This window comes from Vibrio sp. Sgm 5, assembly GCF_026241575.1.
GTDB classification, from domain to species: Bacteria; Pseudomonadota; Gammaproteobacteria; order Enterobacterales; family Vibrionaceae; genus Vibrio; species Vibrio jasicida.
Genome location: NZ_JAPHPY010000005.1, coordinates 35,429 through 49,231, shown reverse-complemented (window position 1 = coordinate 49,231; position 13,803 = coordinate 35,429). Strand labels below are relative to the sequence as shown.

Here is a 13,803-nt window from a genome sequence, read left to right as displayed (position 1 = left end):
CACTTAACAGACAGTGAAAAGGTAACGCTATGAAAGCTTCAAATGATTTCTCTAAACAGGCGATAGACGCCGCTATCAAGATCGGAGCCGTAGCGTTACTGATCTGGTGGTGTTTCTCTATCCTCAGTCCATTCATTATGTTGGTCGTGTGGGGCGGCATTATTGCCATCGCTTTGTACCCAGTCATGATGTCCCTTCACAATCGCTTAGGTATCTCAAAAGGTAAGGCGAGTGCGCTCCTCAGTACTATCGGTGTGCTGTTACTTTTAATCCCGCTTATCGCGCTCTCATCTGGTCTTTATACCAGTGGTACAGAGGTCGTCACTGGGTTGCAAGATGGCACCTTAGTTGTACCCAAGCCGCAAGAAAGCTTGAAAGAGATCCCTGTTATAGGCGACAAGCTGTTCGTTGCGATTAACTACGCATCGACCAACATGGAAGGCTTCTTGGTTAAGTATGGCGAACAAGTGAAAGGTTTCCTTTCTCAAGTGGCATCTATTGTTGGCTCGGTAAGTGGTGGCTTCATTCAGTTCATCATTTCGACCATGATTGCTGGTGCGTTCATGAGCAATGCTGAAGTGTGCCAGAAAGGCTTTACCAAGCTAGCTGATCGCCTCACCAACAAGAAAGGCGAAGCGTTGATTGATCTTTCAAAGTCGACTGTTCGCAGTGTCGTTCAAGGTGTGATTGGCGTTGCGCTGATTCAATCTGTCATGGCAGGTGTTGGTATGGTCGCGGTTGGCGTTCCTGCTGCTGCGCTTTGGATGGTTGCAGTTATTCTGATTGCGATTGTTCAGTTGCCGCCGATTCTGGCATTGATTCCTGCGATCATTTACGTGTTTAGTGTCGAATCAACACTGGTTGCTGGCATCTTCCTCGTTTGGTGTATTTTGGTGAGCGCGAGTGATGCGGTACTGAAACCAGTTCTTCTAAGCCGTGGTTCTGACACACCGATGCTTGTGACACTGTTGGGTGCACTGGGTGGTATGGCAATGTCTGGTATCGTTGGTCTGTTTGTTGGTGCCGTGGTACTGAGTCTGACTTACCAGTTGATGGTGAACTGGTTAGATGAAGATGACGCGGAAACAAACAAAGCACTGAGCATTGACCAAAAAGCGAAGGAGGAAGACAAAGTAGAGGTGGCATCATGAAACCGATGACCAGGGAAGACAACTTCTACTTTTTGTTTTTCGCACTTATTGCGCTGTTTTTCGGCTGTGCTGTGATGCATCAGTTTTATCCAGATGGGCAGGAGTTTGTTCTTGCTCTTTTGGTGGTGACACTAGGTGCTTCGATTGCTGGTATCAATAAGAAAAACAAGACCAACCGAACATGGTATGGCGTGTTACTGATTGTGGCCGTCATCTCCTATGGGATGTCGTTCTTAGAGCATTTAGATCTGTCCATATTGACGCTAGGTGCGTTATTGGTGTTCTTGTTCTCGCACATATACTCGGCGCTAAAGCAGGTAGTGTTAACTAAGTCGGTGACGACAAACCACATCATCGGTTCGATTTGTATCTATCTGCTATTAGGGCTTGCGTGGGCGGTGATTTACTTGTTGGTGTTGGAGTTCTTCCCGAGCTCTTTCACAGGATTAGAAGCAAAACCTTGGCTGTCGAACTTGTTTAATGCCTTGTACTTTAGCTTTATCACATTAACGACGGTGGGCTATGGTGACATTTCACCAACGGTTCCAGTGGCTCAGTTCTTCGTTTTCTTCGAGGCGATAGTTGGGAGCTTTTACTTGGCCATCATGGTGGCAAGTTTGGTGAATATTCGTTTGGCTCAAGCACAGAGTGAGTAAACAAATGAATGGTTTGAATGGCGGAGCTGAAAAGTCTCCGCCATTTTTGTTTTAAGAGGAAATGAACTTAGCTATTAAATGCACGAGCGACGCGACCTTCGCAACGGATTGTGTAGTTACCTACATAAGCAGGAATGAAAGCCGATTGCCCTTTGCCAAGCACCAATGTTTCGCTGCTTTCTGCAAGTAGCGTTACGTCCGCATCGATTGGCATCAAGATTTCTGCACTGGTCATCTCGACATGCTGATCTTTTGGCTCTTGGAAGACAGAGAACTTGAAGTCTTGTACAGGGACAGGGAAGTGATGCTCACAGCCTCTGATTTCTGCTTTGGTTAGCAGCGTATTTATTGGCTTTGGAATAAAGTCGGTACACTTAACCAGTTCTTCCACATCCATGTGTTTTGGTGTTAAACCAGCGCGAAGTACGTTGTCTGAGTTCGCCATGATTTCCAGACCAGTACCTTTAATGTATGCGTGAGGCGTTCTTGCGCATAAGAACATAGCTTCACCGGGTTTTAACGTAATAACATTCAGCAGTAATGGGGCAAACAAACCTACGTCATTCGGGTACTGAGCAGCAAGGTCTAAAATCAATTCGCACACAGGGCGTGCTTGGTTGGCTGCTGCGTAACTTAATAAGTGATCCACGGCGTTAACCTTGCGTGCTTCTTCCATGGAAAGAATCTCTACGAAGAACTGACACAACCCATCTTGGTTGGGATTACGCTCAAATTGTTCTAGGTAGCCGTTGATTTCAGGAATGTAACACAGGCGGAACTCAGCGATGATTTCATCAAAGGGACGAAAGCCGTTCATCGCTTGGTATTCAGTAAGTGCGTAAACCAGTTCTGGCTTATGGTTGGCATCTTTGTAATTACGATTGAATGCGCTCAGCGGGACACCTAACTGTTGTTCTTTTGCATAACCTAGCTCCGCATCTTGCTTGTTTGGGTGCACCTGAATAGACAAGGCTTTATCCGCCGCAAGAATCTTGAAGAGGAAAGGTAGATCACCAAAGGCTTCTGCCGTGCTTTGCGATAGAAACGCTGACGGATCCTGGTTGATCAATTCTGATAATGAAACATTTGTACTCGAAGCAGTAGTGTTTCCTTGTGTAACGATAGAGCAACCATTCGGATGCGTACCCATCCAAACTTCGGCTTGAGGTTGTTGAGCTTCGTTAGCAAAACCAAACAAATCGTGGATAGCAGTGCGACTTCCCCAGTCGTAGTTTTGGATTTTATTGTCCATTTTGAAGAAGCATTTTGATGAAATAGTATTCGAATTCATGAATTTTACCCGTAGAAAACCCTCCGAACTGAATCGGAAGCAAAAAATAGTGGAGATTGGACGGGTGAGCGGTTAACTCACCCTAAGAGGTGTAGAAGTCGCTTCTACAATCAGATGTCTACAACCTAAGCTTGGGAGCGAGCGGCTTTCTCGAAGGTTGAGCCTGCAAGAACGGTAACAACAGCAAGCCAATAACGGCTGCGCATACCGAGATGGTGATAAAGAATCCAGTCCAGCTGTATTCTTCAAGAATCAATGCCAATGGGTAGCCAGAAAGTGCGGCACCCATGTAAGCAAACAAACCAACAAAGCCCGTTGCTGCACCAGCAGAATCTTTGTGTGAACATTCCGCTGCAGCCATGCCAATCAACATTTGTGGACCAAACACAAAGAAACCAATTGAGAATAATCCCGCCGCTTGGAACGCGAAGTTGGTTAACGGCATCAACCACAGTGCGGCGACAGATAGGAATATACCTGCGGCAAACAATAGGTTCATTGGGCCTCGGTTACCACCGAACAATTTATCCGAGCCCCAACCAGCCACTAGAGAACCAACAAAGCCACCGATTTCAAACATCGACAGCGCAGCGTTAGCATTGATTAGGCTGTAGTGATGTTGTTCTGTTAGGTACAAGTTACCCCAGTCATTGATAGCGGTGCGCACGATGTAAACCAGAACATAGCTAAATGCGAGCAACCAAATGTACTTGTTGTTGAACACGTACTGTTTGAGGATTTCTTTATAACTCAGACCTTGTCCGTGATTTTCTTGAGCGAGTTCTAACTTGTCATCTCGCCATTGACCAACCGTTGGTAGCCCTTGAGTGGTCGGTTTATCACGCAAACGCCAACACACAACCACACCAAGAATCACGCCGATTACGCCCGGTACGATAAAGCCTTCTCGCCAGCTGTAATGGAATGTGAGAAAACCAACGAGTAGGGGAATTAACGCGCCACCTACGTTATGAGCCGTGTTCCAAATTGCCCACAAAAAGCCACGTTCTGAGCGCGAATACCACGTCGTAAGTAACTTAGAGCACGAAGGCCAGCCCCAACCTTGGAACCAAGCGTTCATCACCCACAGGGCTGCGAGTGCAACCAAAGAGCTAGAGAAGCCAAATGCGATATTGATAAGGCCCGTCGCGATTAAACCGACACCCATGAAAAAGCGAGGGTTAGAACGGTCGGAAATGGTGCCCGAAATAAACTTTGATAAACCATAGGTAATGTAGAAAAGCGTACCAATCATACCGATATCGGCTTTATCTAAACCTAAATCAGCGATCATCGCGGGTGCGGCGTAGTTGAAGGTTTTACGAGTGAAGTAAAAGCCCGCATAACCAAGATACATGCCCAGCATGATGTGCAGGCGCCAATAACGATAACGTTCATCCACTTGGTCTTTGCTAAGGGGAGCTTGGTTGTAGCTCGGAGACTGAAATAATCCAAACATGCTCGTTACACCTTAGGTAATGTGATGGCGATTTGCGTACCATCCACATGATCGTTCAAAGAGTAGATATACATTTTTCCACCAAGCGCTTGCACACGTTCTTGCATGCCGCGAACGCCCATGCCTTTCATGCAGTCTTCGGTTTTGAAACCAATGCCGTTGTCAGCGATGTTCAACGAAATGTTCTCGTCAATAGACAGCTCGATAACGATTGACGTCGCACTCGCATATTTGGCAGCGTTGTTCAACGCTTCTTGGCACAAACGGAATAGGGTGACTTTCAGCGTGTCGCCCAAAGACTCATAGTCTCCTTGCCAATCAAGCACAACGCGAGTGCCATGATTGTCGAACTCCATTTCACGGGTTAACTGGTGAACGGAGTCTTTCAAATCCAAATCATCGAGCATTTTCGGACGTAGCTTGCTCAGCAAATGTTTGGTGGTGTCATAAACATTGAGTGATAGGTTTTCGATCATGTCGGCACAGCGTGTGTTCATTTCGGCATTATCAACCCGCTTAATGATGCTCGCTTGGGTACGAATAGCTGTGATGTTCTGACCAATCTCATCGTGCAGCTCCCTTGCCACGTCACGACGTACCGACTCTTCCGCTTGAATGAGTTGTCGGGACAAAGTTTGGTTTCTCGACAATTCGCCACGCAGTTTTTGGTTAAGATCTTTTTGTTTCTGCACCGCTAAACCGAGCATGATGCCCGTTAAGGTTTGTGCCGAAAGGGACAACAGAAGGTCAGTGATTTCCAGATTCGAAACACCGCTTCGTGCAGCGATCAAGGCAATACTGTTTAACATGGTCGCAAGCAGTGCACCTTGCCAACCGTAACGCAGTGCCAAGACGATGATTGGGATCGCCATACAGAAAGGTGCAAATCGAGCCAGTTCATCAGGCAAGCTGGTTTGAACCAAAATGCTGGCAATCAACAGCACGCTATAAAGCAGAATATGACGAACTTTGAATTGAACTTCGTTGGCTAACAAGTTCGAGGTCAGCGGTGACCAAGGGCTTTGGAAGAGATAATTCCATAGCAAGTAACACATCGGCAGCACCAACAAACCGCCCGCAATGCTCGCTAACCATGCCATATAGGCAGATTGAACATGATAGCCAACCGCAAGTACGTTAATGCAAGACGTCACGAGCAACACGACCGCCATCACCGCTAAATGTTGGTTCTGATCGCCTTTGTAATAACGCTTAGCAAGGTAAACCACTGGAATACTCAACACGCTGGCCACCAACACCATCAACCATTGTGGCTGTTCAAGAAGTAGAGCGAGTGCAACGGTCAGCCCCCATTCGGCAAGGTAAATCGTTGCCCAATACTTTGTGCGCGTGTGCAGTGTTAACCCCAAACGCAACGCGAAGGGGAACAACAAGATCGCAAGCTCGGCATCGTTCACAAAGTAATAGGCGATCACCCACAGACAGAACCACGAGCATCCTGTCATGAATAAACCGCAAATGGAGGTGATGGTGTAGCTACGCATTAAAACGACTCTTGAGAGAACAGTTTGGCGAGCTCAACGTTGTTCTTTACGCCAAGCTTATCCATGGCGTTTGCACGGTGAACGTGAACGGTTTTATGGCTTAAGCCAAGCTCAGTGGCGATAGACTTCACATCCAAACCACGAGCCAGCAATTGGCAGACTTCGTTTTCACGACGTGTCAGTTGAGTCAGCGTCGCCGCTTTGTCACTCGGTGTTGCCAGCTTCAACGCAATATCCGGCGTTAAATAACAACCGCCCGATGCGCTAGTTCTTACAGCTTGAATCAACTCATCTGGGCTACAACGTTTACTTAGGTAACCTTTTGCGCCGAGTTTAAGTGACTTTTCAACCATTGCCGGAGAGTCATGCACGCTAAGCATGACACAAGCAATGCCAGAAGGGATTTCGGAGAGTAGGGTAAGCCCACTTTCGTCTGCCATCGAGATATCTAGGATAACTACATTTGGCTTGCACGCAGGTAATCCCACTCGAGCTTCTGCTACCGAGCTAAATTCACCTACAACATTCATGTCTGTTTCAAGGCTCAGCAATTGAGCAAATCCAGAACGAACAATGACATGGTCATCAACAAGCGCTACGTTAATCATCTTAAATACCAAACTTCAGCAATACACAAACGAAAATGAGCTCAATACCAATCGGGATAAATAAGTGTTTAGAAAATTGCGCAGAAAAAATCGCTTAGAGCGAGGCGGAGATTGCCGTTAGCTAGTTGCTCTAACTACAAAATCTCCAACAAAGCTATAAGTGATTTTAGCCAGCAAGAATGAACACCTATTTGTTTCGATTGGTATCTAAGCTCAATAAAAACCTACTATGATACTAAATTGACCAAGTTTATTTAATGATCTAACGCGCTTTGACTTGCAAAGCGCGCTGTTTGATTAAGCTTGGTTTTCTGCGAGTTCAAGCTTCTTCTTGTTTTGACGGATCTTTTTCTCTTCCGCGATAGCAACGAAAGCCAACAAAACAATACAAATCATTGCGGAGGTATCTAGGGCAGCAAACGTGCCTTTCCAACCCGTTAGACCAAAGATTGGCGTGCCGTCTGCAATCATACCCAGACCCAGTTTCGCGAAACTGTCACCAATTAGGTAAGCGAATGTGCCTTTTACGCCATCTGCAACACTGATTGCTTTTTTAGGAACAAAGCCAACCGCAGCAACACCGATAAGCAGTTGAGGACCAAACACGAGGAAGCCTAGAACAAATAGCGACGCTAGGTACATGAACTCGCTCGTTGCGTGTTGGTAGAACTCAAGTGATACGATGATCAAACCCAAAGAAACACAAGCCACTAGCGCACGGCGACCGTTCGCAAGGTCAGACAGGTAACCCCACATCAGAGTCCCCACAAGCGCACCCACTTCGAATAGGGTAAAGCCAGAGATTGCTGTTTCTTTTGATAGACCGAGTTCTTGGTAAGCGTAGACCGTTGACCATTGGTCGATGCCGATACGCACGATGTAAAGGAAGATGTTTGCAAAGCAAAGTAGCCAGATAACTTTGTTTTTCAGTACGTACTCAACAAAGATTTCTTTCTTGGTCATTTGATTTTCTTCAGCCGCTTCGTCTTCTTCGCTGACTGCTTCATCAAATAGCTCTTCAACTTTACCTAGACCATATGCTTCTGGAGAGTCGTTACCAAAGCGCATGCCAATGAAACCAACGATGATCGCAATAATAGAAGGGAACACGAACATGCCGATTACGTGACCGTCGAACAAGTAGTTTGCACCAAACAAAGCTACACCTGCGGCACCCGCACCACCTACGTTGTGAGACATGTTCCAAAGACCTAGATAAGAACCACGCTTGTTACGCGGCGTCCACTTAGTGATGGTCGAGTAACTAGAAGGACCACCAGTACTTTGGAAGAAACCACTCAGTGCATAGAATGCGACCATCATGAACAAGCTCGCGCTACCGCCACCCATGCTGAAGCTGAAACCAAGCATCGCCAGACCAGAAAGGATAAGCATAAAAGGGAGGAATTGCTTGGTGTTCTTACCATCGGCGTAGTAGGAGACTACGGTCTTACCTATGCCGTAAGTAATCGAGAAACCCAGACCAATCAAACCTAGATCTGTCATCGACAAACCGTAAGTTGAGATCATGTCATTTTGCGCGACGTTGAAGTTTTTACGGATCAGGTACATGGTCAAGTAGCCAATGAATACCACAAGGTAAGATTGGATAAATGGCTTAAACCACATTTTTCTACGTGCTTCGACAGGAAGGTCGAGGGTAGGCTTTCGGACTTGTTCAAGGAATCTTAACATCGTGAACTCTCTTGTATTAGTGTGATGCACTTGCGTGCTCGCTTTCTTTTAACTGTCGGCGATTGTAGAGAGTCCTCTTTTGAACCACATGAGAGGAGGGCTTAGATCGACTAGGAAAAATTCCTAGAAAACGATTGCTGATTAAGAAAGCGTGAAAATCATCACATTCTGTGCGGAATAGCCTTAATTCGAGCGATAAGCATCCAGTTACCTAGTTAGTTTCTTCCTTGGCGTAAAATGGTAAGGATTAAAAACTGCACAAAATAAAATCACCGTCTGATTTCTTCTCAAGGTAATAAGCCATGATACGAAAGGTGATTATATTAACGATGCTAATCTCTGGCAGTGCATCGGCAAATTTACATATTTGGAAAGAGAGAGAGTTCACCGCATATACCGATATGACGGAAGTTCAATTTCTTTTAAAGAATCAGTACAACAAAAAAGCGGATTATTATCTCAGAATCGATGATAAGACGTTCAACAGTAAAATAACACTCGATCCTCAACAAGAAGTGTCATTAAACGTTCGAGTCAAAACACCTGCGGGCCAAATAAGCAAAAAGAAAATTTGTACTCGAATGGTGAATAACACACTAAATAGCTACGAAGTGTGTTCTAACATCCGGTTAAAAAGGTATTAAAGCATGAGCACGATTGCTAGCAAGCGTGTTCTGTTTTGTGGCTTGCCTTTGTTACTGCTGAGTTTTGGTGTTATCGCAAATCCTATTCCCAGTGTTTCTAACCCATCGGGTACAGACAGAATCAGAACGTCTGAAGGCGCAACCTGTGAGCAAGCCGTCTCAACCGGTAAAACCTTTCAGGTCGGTACGTATGGCGCAACGGGTCAAGAAGACAGTGATAACTACTACAACAACTATTACCAGCAAAACCAAGATGAGGCGGGCGTATACGCGTCACTGACTTTTCAATTCGGTGGTGAGGAACGAGTCGATTGTACTCGTCTTTATGAATTCGAGTTGCGAGAGAGAAAACGGCAGGAAGAACTCGCTCAGGCAGAGCACGAGCTGAAGCTTCTGCAAATTCAAGCAGAAACACAAAGGCTCAAGAGAATGAAGCAAACTCAAACCACTTTTTCGGAGTAAACATGAAACTCAAGAAACGACCGGTCCGCATTGCATTGTTGGCAACACTCATTGCAGCGACTGGTGTACAGGCTCAAGCGCTTAAAGATAAGGACGAAGCTACGAGTGACGACGTCACGTTTAGTGCGACTATTCAAGAACAATGCGGCATTGATGTCACCATCGCGAACGCTGATCTTGCTTTTGGTGAGCAATATAACGATTCAAAAGCACAAGTTAAATTGATTAACAACGAAGACGACGGAAAAATTGAGCTGAGCCTTGAGCCATTAAAAGAGCATGAACTCGGTAACCACATTGATAAAGAAGATGTGTGGTTTAAATCCGGCGGTGTCCATGAAGCAAATATGAATGCTAAAGATTGGGAGGAAGGTATTGAATATTCCCGTTCTGACATCCGAAATAATAATCTCGTTGACTTGTCCGCTCGAATTAATGTCGATGAAAGCAATTTGGATGCTGACCAATATACACTGGTCACTAATTGGGTCATCGAATGTGATGATTAATAAATTAATGAAAGCCCTTTAATAGGGCTTGTTTTCTTATGAAGCAATTTCTAATTTCATTATTAGCAGTCGCGATATTAAGCGTGAGTTCGCTTTCTCGTGCGGCCCAAGTTCATTTTCATAAACATATCGATGAGTCTTGTGGCATTGAAGTGATTAAAGAGCGTGGCGAAATTCATTTCGGTCGAAGATTTGGCACTGATTCATTAACGCTCAAACTACTTGCGAATAACCGAGATAAGCGTCTCTATTTTCGTTTGTCCTATTTCAATATTGATATGGGCGCAGAGACCATCAGTCCGGAACGTATTCACTTTAAAGTGGAAACGCCGGAGAGTTTTGTCGGTAATCTTGACTTCTGGCGGCAAGGCATTGAGCTAAACCTTGAGCAATTAGATTCTAGTAAAGAAGTCCGAATCAGCGCCAGAGTTGATATGAACGAGTATCAAATGCCTGCAGGTGAGTTCTCTCTCAATATGGAATGGCACTTAGATTGCTATTAATGACAGCTCGGAAGTTTGTGCATAAACTAGAATAATCCTTGGTATTTTAAGATGATAGCTTGCATGCCCAATACAGATATTCCTTTGGTTCACTCGGAAGAAGTAAAGCTTTTTGCCACGATGTTAAATGAGCTTGATGGAGATATTCACTCATTACTTGAATCCGCCCGAATGCCACAGGATATCTTGTCTAACCAATCCCTTGACGCGTTCGTTCCTGAGAGCGCGCTAAAAGCCGTCTTCCAAACGTTGGGGGAACGTGCGTCACCAGAGACGTTTGCCTTGCTTACTTGGACGCTTTGTCACGACATCTATGTGCCTAGATTTGCGAATCAAATTACTCAAACTCACTCGCTAAAAGCAGCGCTAGAAGAGGTATCCCAACTGCTTAAACAAATCTCTGATAACGTAAGTATTTCTGTTCAATCGCGCGGCGGGAAATGGTGGCTAGTGAGAGAAAAACAGAACGCAGAAAGGGACTGGTTCCGTTACGCAGAAATGTTCTCCGCGATGTTCATGAATGAGTTGCTCAAAAAGCTAGTTGGTGCCCAATGGCGATTGGCAGAAGTCGGAATTCAAGATGTAGAAGCCGAACCTTTCAATCTGTTGCCGGGTATGAAGAGTGCGCAGTTCTTTACTGGTCGACCGGTTACTGCAATCTCAATTCCTAATGAATGGATTAACCAGTCGATTGCTTTCACACCATCTCAAACTGCGCCAAATACAAGTTTTCGTGGTGAGGATGATAAGTTCAGCGATGCCTTAGCAAGGGCGCTCACGCCTTATCTCTCGATGGGTAAGATCTCTATCCAGTTTGCTGGCGAGTTGATTGACATGAATGCTCGCACCATACAAAGGCGGCTAGCAAATGAGGATACGACGTATAGAGAAGTGATCGAAGGTTTGGTGCTGAAACAAACGCTAGAGCTTTTAGCGGACCGAGACCTGAGTATCACGCATATTGCGCTCAAAACAGGTTACTCCGATTCTGCTCATTTCACCCGTGCGTTTAAGCGAATGATGAATCTCACGCCTAAAGCGTACCGCCAATCCTTGTCATAATGAGTTACACATAAAACCTCTGAATAATCGGAGGTTTTCGTCTCAACTCACATTTCTATAACAATATCCGCATGTTGTCGTGTAAAGGCAATTAAACCACCTTGAAAGTCGTCATTATGACTTCTATGTTTTTAACGTAAGTCGTCTGTTTCATATGTATTTTTATCTGATCAGTTGTTTTTGGTGATCACTGAAATAGATGCCCTCATAACGCCGCTGTTTAAACAGGGAGGTTATAGGAAATGGACCCCAACTATCCAAAAACATAGGTGTAATAATGACAATTTCTAAGAAGAACCTTTCTTTAGTTGCGCTATCTTGTGCGTTCGCCCTCAATGCCAATGCAGCCTCAACGCTGTTTACCAACGTCGATGTTTTCAATGGCACGGATAAAAACCGACAAGCAAACCACAACGATTAATGGCGAAGGCTTAACCATGATCCCTGGCTTAATCGACATGCACTCACACATGTGTATTCAGGAAGGCATGTTGGTAGGTCGAGATGGTTACGACCAAATGGCGATGGGTGCACGTGCTCACGTTTCCATGATGCAGTACCTCGACCAAGGCTTTACGACGGCTCGTGACGCAGGCTGTAATATTCTTGGTATGGCAAAAGCCATCAACAATGGTTTGCTAGAAGGCCCAAGACTCTTCCCAGCAGGCGGTTTCTTGAGTCAAACAGGCGGCCACGCTGATACCGGCAGCTTCAATGATGTACCAGGACGCGTTGACGATCTCGAACGCCACGGCTTTGGCTATATCGTTGATGGTGAAACAGAGGCTCGTCGTGCTGCGCGTCAGAACCTTCGCTCGGGGGCAACTCAAATCAAGATCATGGCTGGCGGCGGCGTCGCAAGTGAGTTTGACCCAATCCATATGACGCAATTCTCCAAAGAAGAAATGGAAGCGATTGTGGGCGTAGCGGAAGACTATGGCACTATGTCATGGCCCACGCTTATCATGACCGTTCGGTTAATCGCGCCATTGATGCTGGCGTGAAAGTTATCGAACATAATTTCCTTATCTCTGAGGAAACTATCAAACGAATGAAAGAGAAGGGCGTAGCGCTCTCTGCTCAAGCAGTGATGTCTCTTGAAGCCTTTGCAGAACCAGAAAAGATCACCTTCTTCAGTCCCGATCAAAAAGCCAAAGCGACCAAAGTAAACGAAGGCGCGAAACAGATGTTTGAGTGGGCGCGTAAATACGACTTGTTGATTGTAACGGGCGGCGATATGTTTGGCCCGTCTTACAATACGCGCCAAGCAGACAACATGGTTTGGATGGAGAAAGTCGGATTTACCCCTTATCAAATCATGAAGATGGGCACATCGAACGCAGCAGAAGTGCTTAGTTGGTCGGGTGGTATGAATCCATATAAATACGGAAAGCTCGGAGTTGTAGAGCCGGGGGCTTATGCCGATGTGGTGCTGGTGGATGGAAATCCTTTGCAAGACATCACAGTTCTTAACGATTACCAAGATAAATTCAAAATAATTATGAAAGACGGCAAGATCCACAAGAACACCTTGTAGTAAACTCTTTCGACTATTTGGGGGCGAAGGCTGTCCCCAAATTTTTCTCTAAAAGACAAAGAACGATTCAAGGGAACGTATGAAGAAGTACCTATTAGCTGGCTTAGTTTTGCTGGCTTCATCAAATGTATCCGCCGACCAACTTAGTTGGCAGCAATTATTGCCAGTCAATGTTCCTCAAATTGAAGACCCATTTGTAAAACTTACCGATCAACAGCTTTTCGAACTTGGTTCTCTTGCAAGATACCGCGATTCTCAAAATCTTAATGAGCAACAGAAGCAAACCATGAAAGAGTTAGAGGACAGTTTAAAAGCTGACGACTTAGACATTGAATGGTTGTTCAAAAAGCGCAAAGAAATTACTGAACATCGTCGTATGTTGGCATCAATGCCAAACGCAACACTTACCGAAGATACTTATGAAATTCCAGGCTTTGTAACGCCAGTAGAATTTAACAATGACGTTGTCACAAAATTCTTCCTTGTTCCCACCATGGGCGCATGTATCCATACACCACCACCTCCAGCAAACCAGATTGTGTTGGTTGATTACCCGAAAGGTTTGAAACTGACTTCTCTTTACGAACCAATTTGGGTGAAAGGGGATCTGCACGTGAAAAAGACCAAAGCAGACGTTTCATACTCTGATGGTGCTGCGAACGTAGAAACTATCTACCAAATGGACGAGGTTTCTATCCGTCCTTACCAATAAGAGTCTATT

13 protein-coding genes and 1 pseudogene are annotated in these 13,803 nt (G+C 45.4%); 9 read left to right on the top strand and 5 right to left on the bottom strand.

Annotated features, from left to right (window positions below; all coding sequences use genetic code 11):
• Nucleotides 1-29 precede the first annotated feature (29 nt).
• Both OQJ86_RS04270 and OQJ86_RS04265 read left to right on the top strand, forming a co-directional pair.
• Nucleotides 30-1,151: an AI-2E family transporter gene (locus OQJ86_RS04270; protein ID WP_265986666.1), complete on the top strand. Its 1,122-nt coding sequence runs from the start codon at nucleotides 30-32 to the stop codon at nucleotides 1,149-1,151.
• Nucleotides 1,148-1,807, top strand: coding sequence for a potassium channel family protein (locus OQJ86_RS04265; RefSeq protein ID WP_265986665.1), 660 nt, complete (start codon nucleotides 1,148-1,150; stop codon nucleotides 1,805-1,807). Before OQJ86_RS04270 ends, OQJ86_RS04265 begins: the two co-directional genes overlap by 4 nt.
• A 67-nt stretch (nucleotides 1,808-1,874) precedes the next feature.
• On the opposite strand, the gene manA is transcribed toward OQJ86_RS04265, so the two are convergent.
• From manA to uhpT, 5 genes are all read right to left on the bottom strand, one after another.
• Nucleotides 1,875-3,098 (bottom strand): mannose-6-phosphate isomerase, class I, encoded by a 1,224-nt coding sequence (gene manA / locus OQJ86_RS04260; RefSeq protein WP_265986663.1) that lies wholly within the window; start codon nucleotides 3,096-3,098, stop codon nucleotides 1,875-1,877.
• A gap of 118 nt (nucleotides 3,099-3,216) precedes the next feature.
• Entirely contained in the window at nucleotides 3,217-4,557 is a 1,341-nt protein-coding gene (locus tag OQJ86_RS04255) for an MFS transporter (protein WP_038877356.1), read from the bottom strand.
• Between the two features lie 5 nt (nucleotides 4,558-4,562).
• Complete coding sequence (uhpB, locus tag OQJ86_RS04250) at nucleotides 4,563-6,062, bottom strand: signal transduction histidine-protein kinase/phosphatase UhpB (protein ID WP_038877357.1); 1,500 nt, start codon at nucleotides 6,060-6,062, stop codon at nucleotides 4,563-4,565.
• Complete coding sequence (uhpA, locus tag OQJ86_RS04245; RefSeq protein ID WP_005435246.1) at nucleotides 6,062-6,670, bottom strand: transcriptional regulator UhpA; 609 nt, start codon at nucleotides 6,668-6,670, stop codon at nucleotides 6,062-6,064. Before uhpA ends, uhpB begins: the two co-directional genes overlap by 1 nt.
• Before the next feature lie 297 nt (nucleotides 6,671-6,967).
• Entirely contained in the window at nucleotides 6,968-8,365 is a 1,398-nt protein-coding gene (gene uhpT, locus OQJ86_RS04240) for a hexose-6-phosphate:phosphate antiporter (protein ID WP_038870657.1), read from the bottom strand.
• A 647-nt stretch (nucleotides 8,366-9,012) separates the two neighbouring features.
• Here uhpT and OQJ86_RS04235 point away from each other — a divergent pair.
• The 7 genes and pseudogenes from OQJ86_RS04235 to OQJ86_RS04200 all read left to right on the top strand — a co-directional run bounded on the left by OQJ86_RS04235 (nucleotide 9,013) and on the right by OQJ86_RS04200 (nucleotide 13,794).
• Nucleotides 9,013-9,471: a hypothetical protein gene (locus OQJ86_RS04235; protein ID WP_054755324.1), complete on the top strand. Its 459-nt coding sequence runs from the start codon at nucleotides 9,013-9,015 to the stop codon at nucleotides 9,469-9,471.
• 2 nt (nucleotides 9,472-9,473) lie between these two features.
• Complete coding sequence (locus OQJ86_RS04230; RefSeq protein ID WP_020196865.1) at nucleotides 9,474-9,980, top strand: hypothetical protein; 507 nt, start codon at nucleotides 9,474-9,476, stop codon at nucleotides 9,978-9,980.
• Between the two features lie 38 nt (nucleotides 9,981-10,018).
• Nucleotides 10,019-10,483: a hypothetical protein gene (locus OQJ86_RS04225; protein WP_265986656.1), complete on the top strand. Its 465-nt coding sequence runs from the start codon at nucleotides 10,019-10,021 to the stop codon at nucleotides 10,481-10,483.
• Nucleotides 10,484-10,546: 63 nt separating this feature from the next.
• Nucleotides 10,547-11,545: a helix-turn-helix transcriptional regulator gene (locus OQJ86_RS04220; protein ID WP_265986654.1), complete on the top strand. Its 999-nt coding sequence runs from the start codon at nucleotides 10,547-10,549 to the stop codon at nucleotides 11,543-11,545.
• Nucleotides 11,546-11,822: 277 nt separating this feature from the next.
• On the top strand, nucleotides 11,823-11,966 hold the full coding sequence (locus OQJ86_RS04215; RefSeq protein WP_265986652.1) for a hypothetical protein: 144 nt from the start codon (nucleotides 11,823-11,825) through the stop codon (nucleotides 11,964-11,966).
• Nucleotides 11,917-13,082: pseudogene (locus OQJ86_RS26630) on the top strand (metal-dependent hydrolase family protein). The gene OQJ86_RS04215 and the pseudogene OQJ86_RS26630 overlap by 50 nt, the downstream one beginning before the upstream one ends.
• A gap of 79 nt (nucleotides 13,083-13,161) precedes the next feature.
• Nucleotides 13,162-13,794, top strand: coding sequence for a DUF3299 domain-containing protein (locus OQJ86_RS04200; RefSeq protein ID WP_054755320.1), 633 nt, complete (start codon nucleotides 13,162-13,164; stop codon nucleotides 13,792-13,794).
• Nucleotides 13,795-13,803 lie beyond the last annotated feature (9 nt).

Coding starts and splice junctions, on each gene's coding strand:
- uhpA (WP_005435246.1), bottom strand. CDS start 6,670: ATGATTAACGTAGCGCTTGTTGATGACCATGTCATTGTTCGTTCTGGA.
- OQJ86_RS04255 (WP_038877356.1), bottom strand. CDS start 4,557: ATGTTTGGATTATTTCAGTCTCCGAGCTACAACCAAGCTCCCCTTAGC.
- OQJ86_RS04265 (WP_265986665.1), top strand. CDS start 1,148: ATGAAACCGATGACCAGGGAAGACAACTTCTACTTTTTGTTTTTCGCA.
- uhpT (WP_038870657.1), bottom strand. CDS start 8,365: ATGTTAAGATTCCTTGAACAAGTCCGAAAGCCTACCCTCGACCTTCCT.
- OQJ86_RS04235 (WP_054755324.1), top strand. CDS start 9,013: ATGAGCACGATTGCTAGCAAGCGTGTTCTGTTTTGTGGCTTGCCTTTG.
- OQJ86_RS04215 (WP_265986652.1), top strand. CDS start 11,823: ATGACAATTTCTAAGAAGAACCTTTCTTTAGTTGCGCTATCTTGTGCG.
- OQJ86_RS04220 (WP_265986654.1), top strand. CDS start 10,547: ATGCCCAATACAGATATTCCTTTGGTTCACTCGGAAGAAGTAAAGCTT.
- OQJ86_RS04225 (WP_265986656.1), top strand. CDS start 10,019: ATGAAGCAATTTCTAATTTCATTATTAGCAGTCGCGATATTAAGCGTG.
- OQJ86_RS04230 (WP_020196865.1), top strand. CDS start 9,474: ATGAAACTCAAGAAACGACCGGTCCGCATTGCATTGTTGGCAACACTC.
- manA (WP_265986663.1), bottom strand. CDS start 3,098: ATGAATTCGAATACTATTTCATCAAAATGCTTCTTCAAAATGGACAAT.
- OQJ86_RS04270 (WP_265986666.1), top strand. CDS start 30: ATGAAAGCTTCAAATGATTTCTCTAAACAGGCGATAGACGCCGCTATC.
- uhpB (WP_038877357.1), bottom strand. CDS start 6,062: ATGCGTAGCTACACCATCACCTCCATTTGCGGTTTATTCATGACAGGA.
- OQJ86_RS04200 (WP_054755320.1), top strand. CDS start 13,162: ATGAAGAAGTACCTATTAGCTGGCTTAGTTTTGCTGGCTTCATCAAAT.